We start from the raw sequence: 18,421 nt of genomic DNA, 5'->3' as shown, positions 1-18,421 counted from the left end.
GAGGACGAACACATGAGAGCGCTCGCCATTGCAGCAACGGGCATGGATGCCCAGCAGACTAACCTGGAAGTCATCGCGAACAACATCGCGAACATCAATACGACCGGTTTCAAGCGCGCCCGCGCCGAGTTCACCGACCTTCTCTATCAGACCGAACGCGCCAAGGGTGTCGCCAACCGCGCCAACCAGGCTGTCGTTCCCGAAGGCGCCAATATCGGTCTCGGCGTCCAGACCTCGGCCGTGCGCAACCTGCATCTCCAGGGCGAATTGACCCAGACCGGCAACGACCTCGACGTCGCAATCGTCGGCAAGGGCTTCTTCCAGATCCAGTCGACGGACGGTACGACGCTCTATAGCCGTGCCGGTGCGCTCAACAAGAACGATCAGGGCCAGCTCGTCAACATCGACGGTTATGAAGTCATCCCCGGCGTCACTATCCCGCAGGGCTCCACCGAGCTGACGATCAGCCGCTCCGGCGAAATCACCGCCAAGCTGCCCGGCCAGACCACTCCGACCACTCTCGGCCAGCTTACGCTCGCCGACTTCGTTAACGAGGCAGGCCTGCAGCCGATTGGCGACAACCTCTTCCAGGAAACGCCGGCATCCGGCGAAGCGGTCATTGGCAATCCTGACGAGGATAATATGGGTTACCTCAAGCAGGGCTACCTGGAATCCTCGAACGTCGATCCGGTCAAGGAAATCACCGAGCTGATATCGGCCCAGCGCGCTTACGAAATGAATTCCAAGGTGATCACGACAGCTGATGAAATGGCATCCATCGTCAGCAAGAACCTGAAGTAAGAGGGAAGGGCCGAACATGATGTTTCGCCGGGCAGGACACATCCAAGGATGGGTGGCTGCGGCCACGATCGCAATCGCTGGCATGATCATGCCGGCAGCAGCGGATGCCGGCATGGGTTATGCCGTTGTCCCCACGACGATCATCTATCCCGGCGACACGATTTCGAGCGCTCAGCTTCAGGAAGTCGAGGTCACCAATCCCAACCTCGCCGGAGACTATGCAAAGTCGGTCTCCCAGGTCGAGGGTCTGGTTTCCAAGCGCACGCTCCTGCCGGGGCGGACGATTTCGATCTCCGCCCTGCGCGAGCCCTATACGGTCACGCGCGGCTCCAATATCCGCCTGGTCTTCCAGCTTGGTCAGATGACCATTTCCGCTGCCGGCTCGCCTCTTGAAGATGGTGCGACCGGCCAGATGATCCGTGCACGCAATATGGATTCCGGCGTCATCGTCAGCGGCACCGTGCTCGCCGACGGTACGGTCCATGTGAGGGCAAAATGAAGTTCTTCTTTCGTATCCTGAGCCTGGTTGCGGTTCTGGCGATGAGCCTGACCGATGTCGCGCCTGCATGGGCGCTGACGTCCCGTATCAAGGACATTGCCTCGCTTCAGGCCGGCCGCGACAACCAGCTCATCGGCTACGGTCTTATTGTCGGCCTGCAGGGAACCGGCGACGGTTTCCGTGCTTCGCCTTTCACCGAGCAGTCCATGCGCGCGATGCTGCAGAACCTCGGCATCTCCACGCAGGGCAGCCAGTCGAACGCCAAGAATACCGCGGCCGTCATGGTCACCGCCAACCTGCCGCCTTTCGCAAGCCCCGGCAGCCGAATCGATGTGACGGTCAGCTCGCTCGGCGATGCGACCTCGCTGCGTGGCGGTACGCTCATCATGACCTCGCTGTCGGGCGCCGACGGCCAGATCTATGCCGTCGCCCAGGGCGCCGCCGTCGTCACTGGCTTTCAGGCTCAAGGACAGGCCGCGACCGTGACTGAGGGTGTGACGACGGCCGGCCGTGTACCGGGTGGCGCCATCATCGAGCGCGAGCTGCCGTCCCGCTTCAAGGATTCGGTCAATCTCGTCCTGCAGCTCCGCAACCCGGACTTTTCCACCGCGATCCGCATTGCTGATATCGTCAACGGCTACGCAAAGGCACGCTTTGGCGGTCCGGTCGCGGAAGCTAAGGATTCGCAGGAAGTCGTCATCGAGAAGCCGCGCGAAGCCGATCTTACGCGCCTGATGGCCGATATCGAAAACCTCGTGGTCGAGACCGACACGCCGGCCAAGGTCGTCATCAACGAACGCACCGGCACGATCGTCATTGGTTCGGATGTTCGCGTCTCGCCGGTCGCCGTCAGCTATGGCACATTGACAGTGCAGGTAACCGAAACGCCGCAGATCATCCAGCCGGAGCCCTTCTCGCGCGGTGAGACCGCTGTCCAGCCGCAGACGGATATCCAGGCGCAGAAAACGGGCGGACGGGTCGCTATTATCGACGGTCCTGACCTGCGCACTCTCGTTGCCGGTCTCAACAATATCGGTGTCAAGCCGGATGGCATCATCGCCATTCTCCAGGGCATCAAATCTGCAGGCGCCCTGCAGGCGGAGCTTGTGCTGCAATGAGCAAGATCACGAACCAGAACTCGATCGTCGAACTGTTGCGCCGGCTGGCATTGCCGGCCGCAGGCCTCGTGCTGCTTTCCATTCCCGGCGCCTTCGCCCAGGAGGTGGCGCCGGCAGGCGACATCACCTCGACGGACGAGGTCAAGCAGTTCTGCACGAATATCGCCGATCCGGCCCGCGATCAGCGCTATCTCCTGCAGAAGCAGGAGCTCGAGAAGCTGCGTGCTGATATCGACAGCCGCGTCGCCGAGATGGACAAGCGCAAGGCGGAATACCAGGACTGGCTGAAGCGGCGTGATGATTTCCTCAAACAGGCCGAGGCCGGCCTGACGGATATCTACAAGAAGATGAAGCCGGATGCCGCAGCGCTGCAACTGCAGGATGTCAGACCCGAACTGGCCGCGGCCGTCATCATGCGGCTCGGGCCGCGTCAGTCGAGCCTGATCCTGAACGAGATGGATTCCACCAAGGCCGCCAAAATCGCCGGTATCATTGCAAGTGCATCTGATCCCAATACCTCGAAGGATCCTTCATGAATAAGCGTTTACCGGCTGTGATTGTCGCCGTCGCACTCCTTGCAGGCTGCCAGTCCACGGCAGTCAACGAGATCGGCCGCGCGCCTGCCATGAGCCCGATCGGCAGCGGTCTTGCCTATGGCCAGACGCCGCAGATGGGGCTCTATCCGAAGCAGCCGCGTGCGGTAGCCCAGGGCTATTCACTGTGGAGCGATTCGCAGGCCGCGCTCTTCAAGGATGCGCGCGCTCTCAACGTGGGCGATATCCTGACAGTCGATATCCAGATCAATGACAAGGGATCCTTCGACAACGAGACCAATCGCAGCCGCAAGAATTCGAGCGGCATGAACTGGGATGTCAACGCCCAGGTCTTCGGCTGGACGCCGCAGTCCAAGACGGATCTGACCTACGGTTCCGACACGAGCACGGACGGCAAGGGCAAGATCGAGCGTACCGATAAGCTCAACCTTCTGGTTGCCGCCGTTGTCACCGGCATTCTCGAAAACGGCAACCTGGTTATCAGCGGTTCGCAGGAAGTTCGCCTGAACCAGGAACTGCGTATCCTTAACGTCGCCGGCATCGTGCGTCCGCAGGACGTCAATTCCGACAACCAGATCTCCTACGACAAGATCGCCGAAGCCCGCATTTCCTATGGTGGCCGTGGCCGCCTGATGGAAGTGCAGCAGCCGCCGCGCGGCCAGCAGGCCGTCGATCTCTTCTCGCCGCTTTGAGGCTGAACCAAGATGGCAGACAACGAAACAGGCGAAGGCAAAAAGAAGTCGAGCGGCATGGTGATGACGATCATCGGCCTTGCCGTGCTGACGCTCGTCGGCGCCGGCGGCGGCTGGGCGGTCGGCAACATGGTGGCCCCGAACATCCGCAGTGCTACAGAGGCTGAACAGGCGAAAGAGGCCGAGGCCAAGAAGAAGGCCGAGGGCGGTCTTCCGAAAATCGCGAACGAAGCCAACAACATTGTGCTGCTCGATCCGGTCACCTCGAACCTCGCTTATCCCTCGGAAAACTGGATCCGACTCGAGGTGGCGCTGATGTTCAACGGGCCGCCGGATGTCAAGGTCGCCGAGGATATTCACCAGGATATCCTCGCTTATGTCAGGACCATTTCCCTTCAGCAGATCGAAGGGCCGCGCGGCTTTCAATATCTCAAGGATGACATCCAGGAACGTGTTGACCTTCGCTCTCAAGGGCGCGTATCGAAGGTCATGTTCAGGACCTTTGTCATCGAATGATTCGACTTATAGTTTTCCTTGCCGCCATGATGGCGGTGCCGGAACTGGCGGTAGCCCAGCAGCTGCCGACTGATCTGTTGAATATCCCGGTCGACGGCTCTGTCGCCGCCTGGATCATCAGGACATTCGGCCTGCTGACCGTGCTTTCGGTCGCGCCGGGTATCCTCATCATGGTGACGAGCTTCCCGCGCTTCATCATTGCCTTTTCGATCCTGCGTTCGGGCATGGGCCTGTCTTCGACGCCCTCGAACATGATCCTTCTCTCGCTTTCGCTGTTCATGACCTTCTACGTCATGTCGCCGACCTTCGATAAGGCCTGGCAGGACGGCGTTCAGCCGCTGCTTGCCAACCAGATCGATGAGGCAACGGCAGTTCAGCGCATTGCCGAGCCGTTCCGCACCTTCATGTCTGCCAATACCCGCGACAAGGATCTGGCGCTCTTTGCCGATCTGGCCCGCGAGCGCGGCCAGAATATCCAGACGACCGAGCCGATCGACTACCGCATCCTCCTTCCCGCCTTCATGATCTCGGAGATCCGGCGCGGTTTCGAAATCGGCTTCCTCATCGTCCTGCCCTTCCTCGTCATTGACCTGATCGTTGCAACGATTACCATGGCGATGGGTATGATGATGCTGCCGCCAACCTCGATCTCGTTGCCGTTCAAGATCCTTTTCTTCGTGTTGATCGACGGCTGGAACCTTCTGGTCGGCAGTCTCGTGCGCTCCTTCAGCTGACGGGGCAAAGGCGGAGCGCCGTCGCGTACTTTCTTCCTCTCGCAAACATAAACCCGCCGGATCGCTCCGGCGGGTTTTATGTTGCTGAATGTGTCTGAGCGCCTTAGCTATTCGAACCGAAGGGCTCGGTGCGCGGCGGCAGTGCCGGGACGTCAATATGATCAGGGCCGAGGCCCTGCTTGGCGCGCTCGGCGATCATCTCGTAGCCATGTTCGAGGTGGTGGCAGAAGCGTTCGGCATCGAAGAGCGGCGCGATGTAACGCTTTTCCTGCAGATGTTTCTTGTAGCCGGCGACGAGTTCCGGGTTGAGTGCGAGCTCGACGGCGAGATCCTCGTAGGCCTGGAGATCGTCGGCGACGAGTTCCGGCAGGTCGATAGCCCTGAGCAGGCTCCCGCTGACACGCGAGGCGAAATTGGTACCCTTCATCGTCAGGACGGGAAGGCCGCCCCAGAGCTGTTCCGAAGTCGTGGTGTGACCGTTGACGGGGAAAGTATCGATACCGAGATCTGCCGCCTGCTGACGGCTGATGTGCTGTTCATAAGGCGCACGCGGGCAGAAGATGATCCGCTTCGGCGATATGCCGCCGGCCTGGAAGCGCTCGAGCAGATTTTCCATGTTACGAGCCGTGTTCGCCATCAGCCAGAGCACGCTATCGGGCGCACGCTTGAGGATCCGGCACCAGCTGTCGACCACTTGCGGGGTGATCTTACGGTTACCGTTGAAGGATGCGAAGATGAAGGCGTTTTCCGGAAGGCCAAGCTGTTCGCGCGTGACCGGCTGCGGCTGCGGGCGGTTCGCCGGATCGTTCGGCTGATAGCTCTCCGGCATGCGCAGGAATTTCTCGTGGTAGAAAGGCTTGGCCAGGTCAGGCAGCACCGAGTGATCGCCGATTACATAGTCGAGATCGACATTGAGCGTGCTGCCGGGGAAACCCAGCCAGGCGACATGGATGGGCGCTAGCGGCAAATTGAAGGAGGAGGCGCGGCTTCCGGACGTATGACCTTTGAGGTCGACCATGATGTCGATATTTTCGGCGCGGACGGCCTTCAGGATCGCTTCGTCGGACTGGCCGTAGACATCGACGACCTTGCCCCAGCGGCTGCGATCGGCCTTGTTCTTCTCCAGGTATTCGGGCTGCGTGTGATCGAAGAGCGTAATTTCGAAACGATTGCGATCGTGAAGCTCGAGGACGCGCTGCAGCAGCTTCATCGTGGCATGGGCGTCCCAGAAATCCGAGGACATGTAACCGATACGGATTTTGTCGGACCACCTATGCGGCAGGCCGCGCCGGTAGGCCACGCGGGCCGCGTCGAGCGGCTTCGTGCCGATGGTCGCGTAGCGGTTATAATCCTCGTTGCCGCACCAATGCAGGTGATAGAAGGGGTTGTCCTTCCTCAGCATATCAATGTCGTTTTTGGCGAGTGCGGCGTCGATAGGCATCTGATGTTTGTTCGCTTCGTCGAATTCGTTGAATTCGCGTACGCAGACGAGATAGAGGAAGCGGAAGGCAAGATTGCCCGGGTAGCGCCGGAAGAGGTTACGGGCGAGCGTCTGGTTCGTTTCGTCCATGAGGTCGTCGTTGAGCAGCAGTGCGGCAAGGCGTGCATGCTCCGGATTCTGGCTCTCGGACAGGACCTTCTTGAAGGGGCGCAACAGATCGCGCCGCTGCCGGCGCAGATAGATCGACGCGATAATGAAGGCAAGTTCCGGATCTTCCTGCGCCTTGCTGAGATTACGCATCGCAATCAGAAGAGCTTCGTCCTCGTTGCCGGCCTCAAGGTGGATTTTGGCGGCGGTCTTCAGGAATTCGAACGCGCCTTGCCCGGCGCAATCGGCCGCCAGCCCATAGGCCTTGGCAGCATCGGTCTTGAAGCCCAGTTGCAGCAGGTTCTTGGCCAGGAGAGCGTAGGTCTTGGCGTCCTTCTGGGTATCGATGAGCTGGTTGAGCGTCGCCAGGGATTGTGTATAGCGGCCTGCCTGATAATCCCGGGATGCCGCCGAGAACGAAACTTTGCTGTTCAAAACCTAACTCCGTGAGGAAATGTTCCGGCATGAAATGGTGATCGACGGGGCGCGCAATCAGGCCGTCCCGCAGAATGCAGGTTACCCGACGATACTATCCCGGCTTCTGCCACACTGGCATTCGAAGCTTGCTTGAAACCGGTGCGGCTGAATGCTCGCTTTCCGGGAAAGCTGCGGTTTCGAAGACGAATTCAAACAACATTAACCATGCAATTGGAGCGGCTTGGCCGGGAGCTCCGCTTTTAAGAAGTTGGCAAGTATTCGCTGCGAGATTGCCCTGGACATGACGGGTTTGGGCCAAGAAACAAAGGCACCGAGTGGCATGAAGCTGGTCCGTCATCGCCGGTATTTATAGTCCGGTATGTCCTCCTTTTTTGTATCTAGTTTTCTAGGGGACACACTTATGACGAGCATTAACACGAACAATTCCGCCCAGGCAGCACTCCAGACGTTGCGCAACGTCAACCAGGGCCTCAACAGCACGCAGAACCACGTTTCCACGGGTTTCCGCGTTGGCAAGGCTTCCGACAACGCTGCTTACTGGTCGATCGCAACGACCATGCGTTCGGACAACAAGGCCCTCGGCGCTGTTTCCGACGCTCTCGGCCTCGGCGCTGCCAAGGTTGACACCGCCTACACCGCCATGGACAGCGCCATCGACGTCGTCGGCGAAATCAAGGCAAAGATCGTTGCCGCGACTGAAAACGGCGTCGACAAGAAGAAGGTCCAGGAAGAAATCGACCAGCTGCAGGACCAGCTGGTGAGCATCGCTCAGTCGGCTTCCTTCTCCGGTGAAAACTGGGTTGCCGGTGTCAACGGCACGAAGAGCGTTGTTTCCTCCTTCGTTCGCGACGGTTCGAACGGCGTTTCCGTCAAGATGACCGACTACGTCCTGTCGAACGCTTCGGCCGGCAACGTTCTGTTCGGCATGACCACGACCGGTGCAATCGAAACCTCCACAGGTATCCTCGGCTCCAGCAACGGTACGATCGGCTCGGTCTACTCGCTCGACATCACCAACCTCACCAGCGCCGACCTCGGCCTCGCCCTGACCAACGTCGAAAACGCCCTGAAGTCGATGACCTCTGCCGGTGCTAAGCTCGGTTCGATCTCCACCCGCATCACGATGCAGGACGATTTCGTCAACTCCCTGAGCGACTCGATCGACTCCGGTATCGGCCGCCTCGTCGACGCCAACATGGAAGAAGAGTCCTCCAAGCTCTCTGCTCTGCAGACGCAGCAGCAGCTCGCGATCCAGTCGCTCTCGATCGCCAACTCCTCTTCGCAGAACATCCTGTCGCTCTTCCGCGGCTAATAGGATCGCGAAACATAGCCCGCCGGGTGACCGGCGGGTCCTATCGAAATCAAGCCGCGCTTCGATGGAGCGCGGCTTTTTTAATTTCCGTTAACGATTGATTAACCATATTGCTGTCATCTGCGTCTCAACGAGACGGCGAGTTAACCAAATTTAAGAACGGGTTAACAGGCATGAAGGCTGATCGTCGTTCCCGGGCGCTATTCCGGAATGTCCCTTTTATTAACGCCTGCCAGCAAGGGGCAATCATTTCATGACAAGCATTTTGACGAACGTCGCGGCTATGGCCGCCCTCCAGACCCTCCGCGGTATCAGCAACAATCTTCAGGATACTCAAGCTCGCGTATCTTCCGGCTATCGCGTTGAAAAGGCAGCAGACAACGCGGCTTATTGGTCCATCGCAACGACCATGCGTTCGGACAACAAGGCCCTCTCGGCTGTTTCCGACGCTCTCGGCCTCGGTGCTGCAAAGGTCGATACGGCCTACACTGCCATGGACAACGCCATCGACGTCGTCAGCGAAATCAAGTCCAAGATCGTCGCCGCAACTGAAAAGGGTGTCGACAAGACCAAGGTGCAGGAAGAAATCAGCCAGCTCCAGGCGCAGCTCATGAGCATCTCCCAGTCGGCTTCTTTCTCCGGCGAAAACTGGGTTGCAGGCAACACGACGAAGAGTGTTGTTTCCACCTTCGTCCGCGACGGCAACGGCAATGTCTCGGTCAAGACGACCGACTATGTCCTGGATGCGGCTTCCAATGGTAACGTCCTGTTCGGCATGACCACGACCGGCACCATCGATTCGAGCACCGGCATTATCGGCAGCTCCAACGGCACGATCGGCTCGATCTACACCATGAACATCACCTCTTTTGGCCAGACGGAAATCGCTATGGCACTGACGGCAATCGAATCGGGCCTGGAGGCAATGACGAAGGCAGCTTCTCAGCTCGGCTCCATCTCCAATCGCATCGAGCTGCAGGAAAACTTCGTCGCGGCCCTTGGTGACTCGATCGACTCGGGTGTCGGTCGTCTCGTCGACGCCGACATGGAAGAGGAATCGAGCAGGCTCACGGCACTGCAGACGCAGCAGCAGCTGGCGATCCAGTCGCTCTCGATTGCAAATTCCAGCGCTCAGAACGTCCTTACGCTCTTCCGCAGCTAAGCCACCGGTTGAAGCTGGATCAAACCTTACGCCGCCAACTTGCGGCAGCCTGGAAACCGCGCTGTTTCGGCGCGGTTTTTCTTTTATTTCAATAATTTGCATGAACATCGGCGCTGCTGTTTCAATCCCCGTTTCCGCTCTTGCGAAAGTGGTTGATATCGGGTTAACGTTGCCGGGAGTTGATTTGTTTTGCGACGCACCGGTGTGGGGGACCCGCCGGCGGCATGAAGCCAGTTCAGTCGCTGCCGGCAAAAACCGGCCTGCCCATTCACCTTTCCGAGACCATGTCGATGACCGTCAAGATTACCAACGCGGCCGCGGTGAGTGCGCTGGCAGTGCTGCGCAGCATCACTAAAGAATCAACCGACGTACAGCAGCAGATTTCTACGGCGAAGCGGGTCGCGACTGCGGCCGACGATGCGACCTATTGGTCGATCGCGAGCGTCATGCGCGGCGACAGTACCAATCTGGGCACCATTGGCGATGCCCTTGGCCTCGGCGCAGCAAAGGTTGATTCGACCTATACGGCGATGAACTCCGCCATCGATCTCCTCGGCGATCTCAGAGCCAAGCTGGTTGCTGCGCGTGAGCCCGGCGCCGACAAGGACAAAATCAATGCGGAAATCACCGAATACAAGAACCAGCTCCAGACAATGGTCGAAGGAACGTCCTTCGCCGGCGAGAACTGGCTTTTGAACGGCGAGCCTGCAGCACCCCCGCAGTGGAAGATCATCGGCAGCTTCGTGCGTGCGCCGACAGGCGAGTATCAGGCGCAGACCATCGATTTTCCGTCGTCTCAGACCATCCTGATAGATAGGAACAATGCCAATGGCGGCCTGTTCACCAAGGCGGTCAACGGCAATGCTGACGGCACGCCGGTCCGCAATTACTATCTCCTGAACGTGAACTCCGCGACGCCGGCGACCGGCACGGAAATCTCCATCAGCAAGTCGACCACCGACTCGCAGCTCACGGATATGCTGACGGCCACGGACGCCATGCTCAAGCAGCTTACGAATTCGGCAGCAGGGATTGGTATCATGAAGGCTCGCATCGACGATCAGATCGATTATACCGCAGACCTGTCCGACGCCGTTGACAAGAGCGTCGGCGCCCTCGTCGACACCGATATGGACGAGGCCTCGACCCGCCAGAAGGCCATCGAAACCCAGAAGCAGATGGCCGTTGAAGCGATCTCCATTCTGAATGCGTCGGCCAGCAAGATTCTCATCCTGCTCGAATAATGATCAGGGCGAGGGCGGCACCATTCATCCTCGCGCAAGTTTGGGTTTCTAGTTTCCGGCATGAAGGCAGCGTCCGAATCCATGCTGGTGACAGGCCCTGAGCCTCTCCCGCTCCGGAACGGCATGCCGGCAAGGACGATGGTCATTTTTCAAGCGGGGGCATGCCGCGTGCCTCCCGAATACTGGACGGTTTTTTATGAGCATTATGCTTTCCCGGTATTTGAAGGATTTCGGTGAGCCGAGTCCCTCGGCACCGATCATCGATGTTGATGATTTCGCCGCCGAAACCGCCTCCGCATTTGCGGATCTGCCGCAGGAGCCCGAAATCGACGTAGAGGCGGAGCGGCGCGAGGCCTATTCCGAAGGTTTCGCGGAAGCAACCGTGGAACTGGCCGAAAAATACGAAGGCGAAGCCCAGGCCGCGGCCGAAGCGCATGTGCGTGAGATCGAGGAGCTGAAACTCCGCTACGAGATCGAGGCGGCTGCGGTGATCGCTTCCCGTATCCGCGACATGGCCGAAGAGATTGCCACCCTCGTCAGCGAAGTGACCGCGGCAGCCATCACACCGGTCATGACCGAAGCGCTCGCAAAGAAGGCGACCGAAAATCTTGCCGTCCTGCTGCGGGAGGCGATCCTCGACGGCGCGGCGGCGCCGATCGTCGTGCGTGGTCCGGCCAAGCTTTTCGATATCCTCAAGGATGAACTTGGAGAGCATGCCGCATTGGTCCGCCATCATGAGGCTGATGACGTCGACCTTGCTGCCGAGATTGGCGAAACCGTGCTCGTGACCCGTATTTCCGCCTGGGCGGCTAGCTTGAAGAAAGTTTCCGAATGAGCGACGGCGAAAACCATCACCACGGCAAGAACGAGATCATCATCGTCAAGAAACATGGCGGTGGGGATCACGACGGCGCTCATGGCGGTGCGTGGAAAATTGCCTATGCTGACTTCATGACGGCAATGATGGCCTTCTTCCTCGTCATGTGGCTCGTCAACGCCGCCAACGAAGAAACTAAGGCCTCGATCGCGACCTATTTTAATCCTATCAAGCTTTCCGACGAAAAGCCGACCGAAAAAGGCTTGAAAAAGCCCGTCGACCAGGCCGAGGGCGAGCAGAACCAGGAAAAGTCGAAGAATAAGGAAGAGAATCCGAACCAGGGCAAGTCTGCCGCTGACGGTGAGGACCAGACCTCGACCTCCGGCGACAAGACCAATTACTCGGAAGCCGATTTCTTCGAGAATCCCTATTCGGTTCTCGCAGAGATTGCCCAGGAAGTTGGCCAGCAGGCAAACGTCAGCGCCAAGGGTGACGGCGGTGCGGCGGACTCAGGCCCGGCGACCGGTGCCGATGGCGGTGAAGCCTACCGCGACCCCTTCGATCCGGATTTCTGGACCAAGCAGGTCGAAGTTACCACGGCCGGTAAGCCGCAGCAGCCTTCGCCGCTCGATTCGCAGGCCGAACCGAATGAGATCGCCAAGGCCGAAAATACCCAGCCCTCCGCTCTGCTGAGCAAGGACGCCAACAGCGCTGCCGTTGCCGCTTCGACAGAGAAGCAGGCGGACAAGAAGGCGGATAAAACCAAAGACAAGCAGGCGGACAAGACCAAGGACGCCGACAAAAAGGAAGAGGCCAAGCAAGCTGAAGACAAGCAGCAGGCCGAGGAACTGCAGCAAGAGATTGCCCAGCAGATCGCGGGCGTCGCCGGCAAGCTCGCCGAGGGCCTGACGGTAACGGCGTCCGAAGGTGGCCTGCTGGTGAGCATTTCCGACCAGAACGACGACTCCATGTTCAACATCGGCTCCGCAGTGCCGCGCCAGGAAATGGTCCTCGCGATGCAGAAGATCGGCGCGATCCTGAAGCAGAGGGGCGGAGCCGTTGCCATTCGCGGTCACACGGACGGGCGGCAGTTCAAGGGCGGTCTCAACGAGAACTGGCGTCTGTCGATGGACCGTGCCCAGAGCGCTTATTACATGCTCGTTCGCGGTGGCCTCGATGAGAAGCGTATTTCCCAGGTTTCCGGCTTCGCCGACCGTCGCCTGAAGCTGCCCGAGGACCCCTACAACGCGTCAAACCGCCGGATCGAGATTCTCGTGCAGGCAGATCAAGGATAGTCGTATGACGCGCAGGCAGCATCGCTATTTCAGATATGCGGTCTTCGGCCTGGCGATGATGTCGCCCGCCGTCGGTCATGCCGCGGATGCGGACGATCTCGCGCCATACAAGATGCTGCGCTCTCTGCAGTTCGTTCAGGACTCGGTTGTAGCAGGCGATCATTCCGCCGGTGAAATGCAGCGCTTCATGCTTGGCAAGATCGATCAGCGCCTGCGCAACGTTGATCCGTCCGTCTACGATGACGATCGCAACGTCGATGCCGCGCTGATCTATGTGATGAGCGGCGGCAATCCTCAGACGCTGGAATATCTCGTCACCCATGACGTCAACGGCTACTTCGATAATCGCGTCACCGACGTGCTGCGGAAATATCTGAGCGGCAAGGGCTTGCTTGTCTCCAGGACGCTGGAGGAAACCGCCAAGGAGTATGAAGGCAAGAAGATCGGCCCTTATCTGGCGCTGATCGGCGGCAATGTGCTGATCGCCACGAAGCCGCTGGACGCTCTCACTCTTTATGACAGAGCGCGGCTCAATGCACCCGGCACCATCGTGGAGGAGGCGGCGCTACGCCGCTCGGTCGCCATCTGCGTCGAAACCGGGCAGGTCGACAAGGGGGTCGCCTATTCGCAACGCTATATCCGCCGCTTCCTCCATTCGCCCTATGCCAGCCAGTTCGCCGATCTCTTCGTGAAGTTGATCGTCAGCCACGATCACGATGTCCAGCCGCAGACGGTCGTCGATATCCTGTCTTTCATGGATGCGCCGCGCCAGCGCGAGGTCTATCTGCGCGTCGCGCGCGCCGCTGCGATTGCCGGAAAGCCCGAGCTCGCCCGTATGGCTGCCCAGCGCGTTCAGTCGATGGGCGAGGGGACGGACAATCCTTTTGGACCGCTCGCCGATTTCTATAACGGCATGGCGAACGTCCCCACCGACGATATTGATCAGGCTGCCAAATATATCGCCAATATCTCCGGCGCATCGCTCTCGCCACAGGACCAGGCACTGCAAGCTGCCGCACGATCCGTCGCCGAGCAGATATTGCGGGCTCCGGATCCGGCAAGCCTGACACAAGGCTCGACCCCTAATAATACTAATCAAGAAATCACTTCTGAACAGGCTGCAGCCGCCACGGCTGCGCAACCGGAAGGAGCGTCAGCCGCTGCTCCGGAACCTGTTGTCGAAGGCGCGGCTTCTGCTGGCACGAGAAGCCAGGATGTCGACCCTTCATTCACCTCTTTCGTGACGACCAATCGATCCAAGCTCGACGAAATCGACGGTCTCCTGGCCCAAGAAGGCAAGTAAGATGATGATGGATATCAGCGTCTCGGGCGGAGCGCCCGGCACGGATGCGTCTGCGTCCGTAAGATCCGGTCGGGGAGCCGGCAAAGGCGAGGCTGCGGATCCGAACGGTGGCTTCTCGGATGCCCTTTCCAAGGCTGGCAACAACGATCAGGATGCCGATGCCGTCGATACATCCGACCAGCAGGCTGCCAACGACAGCGCGGAGGCCGCAGCGCGCAACCTGCGCGGCCGCAATCCGAAGCCGCTGATCGATCTGAATGACGCCTCGCTCAAGGGACAGGTGGACGCGCAGTCCGAAACCATCGCAAATGCCGGCAAGATGCCTGTGAAGTCCGAAGAGGGCCAGGGCAAGAACACGGCTGTCTTTGGACTGGGCAAGCCGGGCGCCAAGGATCAGGCAGCCGAGACCGCTGCCCAGGCAGTGGGCAAGCCTGCGAAGCAGACCAAGACCGGCACTCTCGATGGCGATGCCGCTGTCGACGCGGACGCGGAAGCCGGTGACGGCGATATCACTGACGTTCTTGGCCTGCTGAAGAAGGATCCTGGTGATACAGCGGCTGTCCTGCAGGCTTCCGCTCATCATGCCGTCGCGAAGGCGGACGACACTACGGCCGGCAAGAAAGACGCCAAGGCCGAAGGTGTAAACGGTGCCAAGGCTGATGCGCATGTGTCGGATGCATTGGCAGCCGTTGCCTCGCATGGCAATGACGCGCATGTGCCGGGAACGGAGAATGCTGAAGGTGTCGAAGGCAAGACGTTCAGGATCAGCCGCGCCGATGGCCGTGGGCAGACGATGGACATGCAGATCGGCGCCGAACAGCCGGGCTCCGAAAAGTCGGCAAAGTCGAGCGTCGAAAATGTCTCCGTTCTGGAATCACGCCGCTATCTCGGCCTGGTTCAGAACCCGAATTCCGCAAACGTGACAGCGGCGCTTTCGGGTGACAAGGAATGGGCGCAAGCCATGCAGCCGAGCTCCGCCTTGTCGAACGCCGCCGAATGGACAAGCACCGGCAAGGTGGTAAACACCCTCAAGATCCAGATGAGCCCGATCGATCTTGGCCTCGTCACGGCTACGATGCGTCTGTCGGGCGATACGCTGAACGTCGATCTCAAGGTCGAGACCGGCGCGGCTTATCGCCAGCTCAAGGAAGATCACGGCAAGATCCTCGAGGCGCTGCGCAGCCAGGGCTACGCGGTCGATAACGTGACCATCAGCATGGCCCCTGTGGAACGCGCTGATGCCGGTAACCAGGCAAACAGCCAGGGACAGACTTCCCAACAGCAGCAACAGTCGCTCGCCCAGCAAGGCCAGGGCGGCGAGGCGCGCGAGCGCCAGAACCAGACAGCGCGGCAGACGGATGGAGGCTTCAATGGTGCGGGCGGGAACGGTGTTGAGAACGCTTCTGCTGCCGACGCTGGTGGCAGCCGCTCTGGCAGCGTTTACCTCTAGCGCATCCGCTTCCACCGGCGCCTGCGAGCGTGAGATTCAGTCTGCTGCGGCCAAATATGGGATCCCTGAGGGAATTCTCTATTCGGTCGGGCTGACGGAAACCGGGCGCAAGGGATCGCTCTATCCCTATGCGATGAACGTCGAGGGGAAGGCTCTGTTTCCAGCCTCCGAGCAGGCCGCGTTGCTGCAATTCGACACCGCCAGCAGGGGCGGCGCGAAGCTCATCGATATCGGATGTATGCAGATCAATCACTATTTCCACGGCGAGAACTTCAGCTCCGTGGAGGAAATGTTCGACCCTCACCGCAACGTGGAATATGCAGCAAAGTTCCTGCGCAACCTGCACGACCGTCACGAAACATGGACCATGGCGGTAGCCAGATACCATGCAGGACCGAACAACAATCCGGCGCAGAAGCAGTATGTCTGCCGCGTCATCGCAAATCTGGTCGCCACCGGCTACGGTAAGTGGACTCCCAATGCGAGTAATTTCTGCGGAAATTAATTCAATTAATAATTGAATTCACCAATTATGACCGAACTGTGTCAAAGTGTGGCAAGAATCCGGCACGATTCCTGCTTGCAAGACGTAATTAAGCGGGCGTTAACTTTTCCACGAAATTTTTGTGTGCATAACGTTATTGACCTACTATATGTAGATCAAATCGGTACTCAATTCTTAATCAATTATTAATTTCCGCCATTAACTTTCACGAGTAGCCGCTGATTCGCGCGATTCGTATCCATAGATCATCGATGTGCCACACTGATTCGGAGGCGGACGAATGATCGTAGTGGTTGATGAGCGTGAGCTCGTGAAGGATGGTTACACTTCTTTGTTTGGTCGGGAGGGCATTCCCTCAACCGGCTTTGATCCCAATGAATTCGGCGAATGGGTGCAGACGGCGGCTGATTCCGATATCGCTGCGGTCGAGGCATTCCTGATCGGCCAGGGGCAGCGCGCCATGGAATTGCCGCGTGCGATCAGAGATCGCTCGATGGCGCCCGTGATCGCGGTCAGCGACCAGCCATCGCTCGAAAACACACTTGCCCTTTTTGATTGCGGCGTGGACGACGTTGTACGCAAACCGGTGCATCCGCGTGAGATTCTCGCGCGTGCCGCCGCAATCCGCCGTCGCCTGAAGGCGATTGCAAACCACACCGACATCGGGGCCATCCGCGTCTTCTCCGATGGGCGGGATCCGGAAATCCACGGCGAAACCTTCGCTTTGCCGCGCCGCGAGCGCCGCATCCTCGAATACTTGATTGCCAATCGCGGCCGTCGCGTCACCAAGACACAGATCTTCAATGCGATCTACGGCATTTTCGACGAGGAAGTCGAAGAAAACGTCGTCGAAAGCCACATCTCCAAGCTGCGCAAGAAGCTGCGTAAGAAGCTCGGTGTCGACCCGGTCGATTCCAAGCGCTTCCTTGGCTATTGCATTGATTGGAATTAATTTTTCGGCGCGGGCCATGCCGCGCGGGAAGGCCGAAATATTTCGATCGGCGACTGGGCATTACAGACAGCTTCACGCAAGGCCCGCCAAATACTGTTGCAATTAGCAGGTAAAACGAGGTTTTCAGATGAGCATTTTCGGCAGCATGAAGACGGCAGTATCGGGGATGAACGCGCAGGCAAACCGCCTCAGCACGGTCTCGGATAACATCGCGAACGTGAACACCAGCGGCTACAAGGCAGTTTCGACCGCGTTCTCGTCGCTGGTCCTGCCATCGGGCTCCGGTAACTACAACTCGGGCGGTGTGACGACGACGGTTCGTCAGGCCGTTTCCGACCAGGGCGATATTTCCTACACGACCTCCGGTTACGACCTTGCCATTTCCGGTGACGGCTTCTTCATCGTCCAAGGCGCCGACGGTGTTCCCGTCCTGACCCGCGCCGGTGACTTCACGAAGGACGACAGCGGCAACCTCGTCAACTCGGCCGGCTTCACGCTCATGGGCTATCCATGGGGCTCTTCGGCTCCAGCGGTCGTCGTCAACGGCTTTGATGGCCTCGTTCCGATCAACGTTCTCGGCGATCAGAAGTTGGCGGCGGTTCCGACCGCGAACGGTACATGGACCGGCAACCTGAAGCCCGGCGCAAAGATTGAGGCGACTGCGGCCAACCTGCCAAGCGCAAACGCCGCTACGGCGACTTCCGACACGCAGAAGTACTCGATGGTCACCTACGACAAGCTCGGCAGTAAGGTGATGTACGACATCTACTACACGAAGGTTCCCAATCCCGCATCGCCGCCGGCCGCAGCCGGCACGACCCAGTGGGAAATGGCAGTCTTTCGCAATGCCGATAAGGCGACGACGGGCACGAGCTCGTTCCCCTATTCCTCGGCGGCCGTGAATGTCACCTCGATCCAGTTCAATGACAAAGGCCAGATGACGGTCCCCGCGGCCCCATCGACGACGAACATCGTCGATCCGAAGACGGGCCTTACCATCAGCATGAAGCTCGATCTCTCTCAGGTCGGCGACAACTTCTCGGGCACGGGTAACGTCGACGGTCAGGGCGCGAATTCGCCGGTCGATATCACGATCGATGCTGACGGTATCGTCTACTCCAAGTATGATGATGGCAGCACCAAGCCGGTTTTCCAGATTCCGCTCGCCAACGTACCGAGCCCGGACCTGCTGACGCTGATGTCGGGCAACGTCTACTCGGCCAACGGCAAGTCGGGCGTGACCGTCACCGGCTTCCCGCAGACCAGCGGCTTGGGCAAGATCCAGTCGGGCGCCCTCGAAGGCTCGAACGTCGATCTCGCCGGCGAACTGACCGAGATGATCGAATCCCAGCGCAGCTACACCGCCAACTCCAAGGTGTTCCAGACGGGTTCCGATCTCATGGACGTTCTCGTCAACCTCAAGCGTTAATAAGGGTAACGG

Annotated in this window: 18 protein-coding genes; 17 read left to right on the top strand and 1 reads right to left on the bottom strand. The window is 59.3% G+C overall.

Annotated features, from left to right (window positions below; genetic code table 11):
• The first annotated feature begins 12 nt into the window (after positions 1-12).
• From flgG to fliP, 7 genes are read left to right on the top strand one after another with little or no spacing between them, the layout of a single operon-like run.
• Positions 13-801 carry a flagellar basal-body rod protein FlgG gene (gene flgG / locus AC1DTN_RS00810; RefSeq protein WP_310378844.1) on the top strand — a complete coding sequence of 263 codons (789 nt, stop codon included), beginning with the start codon at positions 13-15 and terminating at the stop codon, positions 799-801.
• Positions 802-817: 16 nt separating this feature from the next.
• Positions 818-1,300 (top strand): flagellar basal body P-ring formation chaperone FlgA, encoded by a 483-nt coding sequence (gene flgA, locus AC1DTN_RS00805; RefSeq protein WP_439014089.1) that lies wholly within the window; start codon positions 818-820, stop codon positions 1,298-1,300.
• Positions 1,297-2,418 (top strand): flagellar basal body P-ring protein FlgI, encoded by a 1,122-nt coding sequence (locus AC1DTN_RS00800; protein WP_007816089.1) that lies wholly within the window; start codon positions 1,297-1,299, stop codon positions 2,416-2,418. Before flgA ends, AC1DTN_RS00800 begins: the two co-directional genes overlap by 4 nt.
• Positions 2,415-2,954, top strand: coding sequence for a MotE family protein (locus AC1DTN_RS00795; RefSeq protein WP_439014090.1), 540 nt, complete (start codon positions 2,415-2,417; stop codon positions 2,952-2,954). The genes AC1DTN_RS00800 and AC1DTN_RS00795 overlap by 4 nt, the downstream gene beginning before the upstream one ends.
• A complete protein-coding gene (flgH, locus tag AC1DTN_RS00790; protein ID WP_007816086.1) occupies positions 2,951-3,664 on the top strand; it encodes a flagellar basal body L-ring protein FlgH in 714 nt (237 codons plus the stop codon). The genes AC1DTN_RS00795 and flgH overlap by 4 nt, the downstream gene beginning before the upstream one ends.
• A 12-nt stretch (positions 3,665-3,676) precedes the next feature.
• Positions 3,677-4,180 (top strand): flagellar basal body-associated FliL family protein, encoded by a 504-nt coding sequence (locus tag AC1DTN_RS00785; protein WP_439014091.1) that lies wholly within the window; start codon positions 3,677-3,679, stop codon positions 4,178-4,180.
• Complete coding sequence (gene fliP, locus AC1DTN_RS00780; RefSeq protein WP_007816083.1) at positions 4,177-4,914, top strand: flagellar type III secretion system pore protein FliP; 738 nt, start codon at positions 4,177-4,179, stop codon at positions 4,912-4,914. Before AC1DTN_RS00785 ends, fliP begins: the two co-directional genes overlap by 4 nt.
• Positions 4,915-5,017: 103 nt before the next feature.
• Here fliP and AC1DTN_RS00775 read toward each other — a convergent pair whose 3' ends face one another.
• Entirely contained in the window at positions 5,018-6,937 is a 1,920-nt protein-coding gene (locus AC1DTN_RS00775; protein ID WP_439014092.1) for an O-linked N-acetylglucosamine transferase, SPINDLY family protein, read from the bottom strand.
• A gap of 403 nt (positions 6,938-7,340) precedes the next feature.
• On the opposite strand from AC1DTN_RS00775, the gene AC1DTN_RS00770 reads away from it, so the two are divergent.
• The 10 genes from AC1DTN_RS00770 (at position 7,341) to AC1DTN_RS00725 (ending at position 18,409) form a co-directional block, all read left to right on the top strand.
• The gene (locus AC1DTN_RS00770) at positions 7,341-8,252 is read left to right on the top strand and encodes a flagellin N-terminal helical domain-containing protein (protein ID WP_477919575.1); all 912 of its coding nucleotides are present in this window, start codon (positions 7,341-7,343) and stop codon (positions 8,250-8,252) included.
• A gap of 253 nt (positions 8,253-8,505) precedes the next feature.
• The gene (locus AC1DTN_RS00765) at positions 8,506-9,414 is read left to right on the top strand and encodes a flagellin N-terminal helical domain-containing protein (RefSeq protein ID WP_439014095.1); all 909 of its coding nucleotides are present in this window, start codon (positions 8,506-8,508) and stop codon (positions 9,412-9,414) included.
• Positions 9,415-9,704: 290 nt separating this feature from the next.
• Positions 9,705-10,658 carry a flagellin N-terminal helical domain-containing protein gene (locus tag AC1DTN_RS00760; protein ID WP_477919883.1) on the top strand — a complete coding sequence of 318 codons (954 nt, stop codon included), beginning with the start codon at positions 9,705-9,707 and terminating at the stop codon, positions 10,656-10,658.
• Positions 10,659-10,854: 196 nt separating this feature from the next.
• Positions 10,855-11,493 carry a hypothetical protein gene (locus AC1DTN_RS00755; protein WP_113319649.1) on the top strand — a complete coding sequence of 213 codons (639 nt, stop codon included), beginning with the start codon at positions 10,855-10,857 and terminating at the stop codon, positions 11,491-11,493.
• Positions 11,490-12,770 carry a MotB family protein gene (locus tag AC1DTN_RS00750; RefSeq protein WP_477919573.1) on the top strand — a complete coding sequence of 427 codons (1,281 nt, stop codon included), beginning with the start codon at positions 11,490-11,492 and terminating at the stop codon, positions 12,768-12,770. Before AC1DTN_RS00755 ends, AC1DTN_RS00750 begins: the two co-directional genes overlap by 4 nt.
• Positions 12,771-12,774: 4 nt before the next feature.
• Positions 12,775-14,073, top strand: coding sequence for a chemotaxis protein MotC (gene motC, locus AC1DTN_RS00745; RefSeq protein WP_477919571.1), 1,299 nt, complete (start codon positions 12,775-12,777; stop codon positions 14,071-14,073).
• 4 nt (positions 14,074-14,077) lie between these two features.
• A complete protein-coding gene (gene fliK / locus AC1DTN_RS00740; protein WP_477919882.1) occupies positions 14,078-15,523 on the top strand; it encodes a flagellar hook-length control protein FliK in 1,446 nt (481 codons plus the stop codon).
• The gene (locus AC1DTN_RS00735) at positions 15,444-16,028 is read left to right on the top strand and encodes a lytic transglycosylase domain-containing protein (RefSeq protein ID WP_405049677.1); all 585 of its coding nucleotides are present in this window, start codon (positions 15,444-15,446) and stop codon (positions 16,026-16,028) included. The genes fliK and AC1DTN_RS00735 overlap by 80 nt, the downstream gene beginning before the upstream one ends.
• A 280-nt stretch (positions 16,029-16,308) precedes the next feature.
• Positions 16,309-16,980 (top strand): transcriptional activator Rem, encoded by a 672-nt coding sequence (rem, locus tag AC1DTN_RS00730; RefSeq protein WP_029868524.1) that lies wholly within the window; start codon positions 16,309-16,311, stop codon positions 16,978-16,980.
• Between the two features lie 127 nt (positions 16,981-17,107).
• Complete coding sequence (locus AC1DTN_RS00725) at positions 17,108-18,409, top strand: flagellar hook protein FlgE (protein ID WP_029868525.1); 1,302 nt, start codon at positions 17,108-17,110, stop codon at positions 18,407-18,409.
• The last annotated feature ends 12 nt before the right edge of the window (positions 18,410-18,421 follow it).

The sequence above is a fragment of the Rhizobium sp. 01T444 genome (genome assembly GCF_056398305.1).
The sequence above is the reverse complement of the archived record's forward strand: the minus strand, read 5'-3'. Positions and strand labels throughout refer to the sequence as shown.

Bases quoted from the DNA above. Each gene is read 5' to 3' on its own strand.
- flgG (WP_310378844.1), top strand. From the start codon at position 13: ATGAGAGCGCTCGCCATTGCAGCAACGGGCATGGATGCCCAGCAGACT.
- flgA (WP_439014089.1), top strand. From the start codon at position 818: ATGATGTTTCGCCGGGCAGGACACATCCAAGGATGGGTGGCTGCGGCC.
- AC1DTN_RS00800 (WP_007816089.1), top strand. From the start codon at position 1,297: ATGAAGTTCTTCTTTCGTATCCTGAGCCTGGTTGCGGTTCTGGCGATG.
- AC1DTN_RS00795 (WP_439014090.1), top strand. From the start codon at position 2,415: ATGAGCAAGATCACGAACCAGAACTCGATCGTCGAACTGTTGCGCCGG.
- flgH (WP_007816086.1), top strand. From the start codon at position 2,951: ATGAATAAGCGTTTACCGGCTGTGATTGTCGCCGTCGCACTCCTTGCA.
- AC1DTN_RS00785 (WP_439014091.1), top strand. From the start codon at position 3,677: ATGGCAGACAACGAAACAGGCGAAGGCAAAAAGAAGTCGAGCGGCATG.
- fliP (WP_007816083.1), top strand. From the start codon at position 4,177: ATGATTCGACTTATAGTTTTCCTTGCCGCCATGATGGCGGTGCCGGAA.
- AC1DTN_RS00770 (WP_477919575.1), top strand. From the start codon at position 7,341: ATGACGAGCATTAACACGAACAATTCCGCCCAGGCAGCACTCCAGACG.
- AC1DTN_RS00765 (WP_439014095.1), top strand. From the start codon at position 8,506: ATGACAAGCATTTTGACGAACGTCGCGGCTATGGCCGCCCTCCAGACC.
- AC1DTN_RS00760 (WP_477919883.1), top strand. From the start codon at position 9,705: ATGACCGTCAAGATTACCAACGCGGCCGCGGTGAGTGCGCTGGCAGTG.
- AC1DTN_RS00755 (WP_113319649.1), top strand. From the start codon at position 10,855: ATGAGCATTATGCTTTCCCGGTATTTGAAGGATTTCGGTGAGCCGAGT.
- AC1DTN_RS00750 (WP_477919573.1), top strand. From the start codon at position 11,490: ATGAGCGACGGCGAAAACCATCACCACGGCAAGAACGAGATCATCATC.
- motC (WP_477919571.1), top strand. From the start codon at position 12,775: ATGACGCGCAGGCAGCATCGCTATTTCAGATATGCGGTCTTCGGCCTG.
- fliK (WP_477919882.1), top strand. From the start codon at position 14,078: ATGATGGATATCAGCGTCTCGGGCGGAGCGCCCGGCACGGATGCGTCT.
- AC1DTN_RS00735 (WP_405049677.1), top strand. From the start codon at position 15,444: ATGGTGCGGGCGGGAACGGTGTTGAGAACGCTTCTGCTGCCGACGCTG.
- rem (WP_029868524.1), top strand. From the start codon at position 16,309: ATGATCGTAGTGGTTGATGAGCGTGAGCTCGTGAAGGATGGTTACACT.
- AC1DTN_RS00725 (WP_029868525.1), top strand. From the start codon at position 17,108: ATGAGCATTTTCGGCAGCATGAAGACGGCAGTATCGGGGATGAACGCG.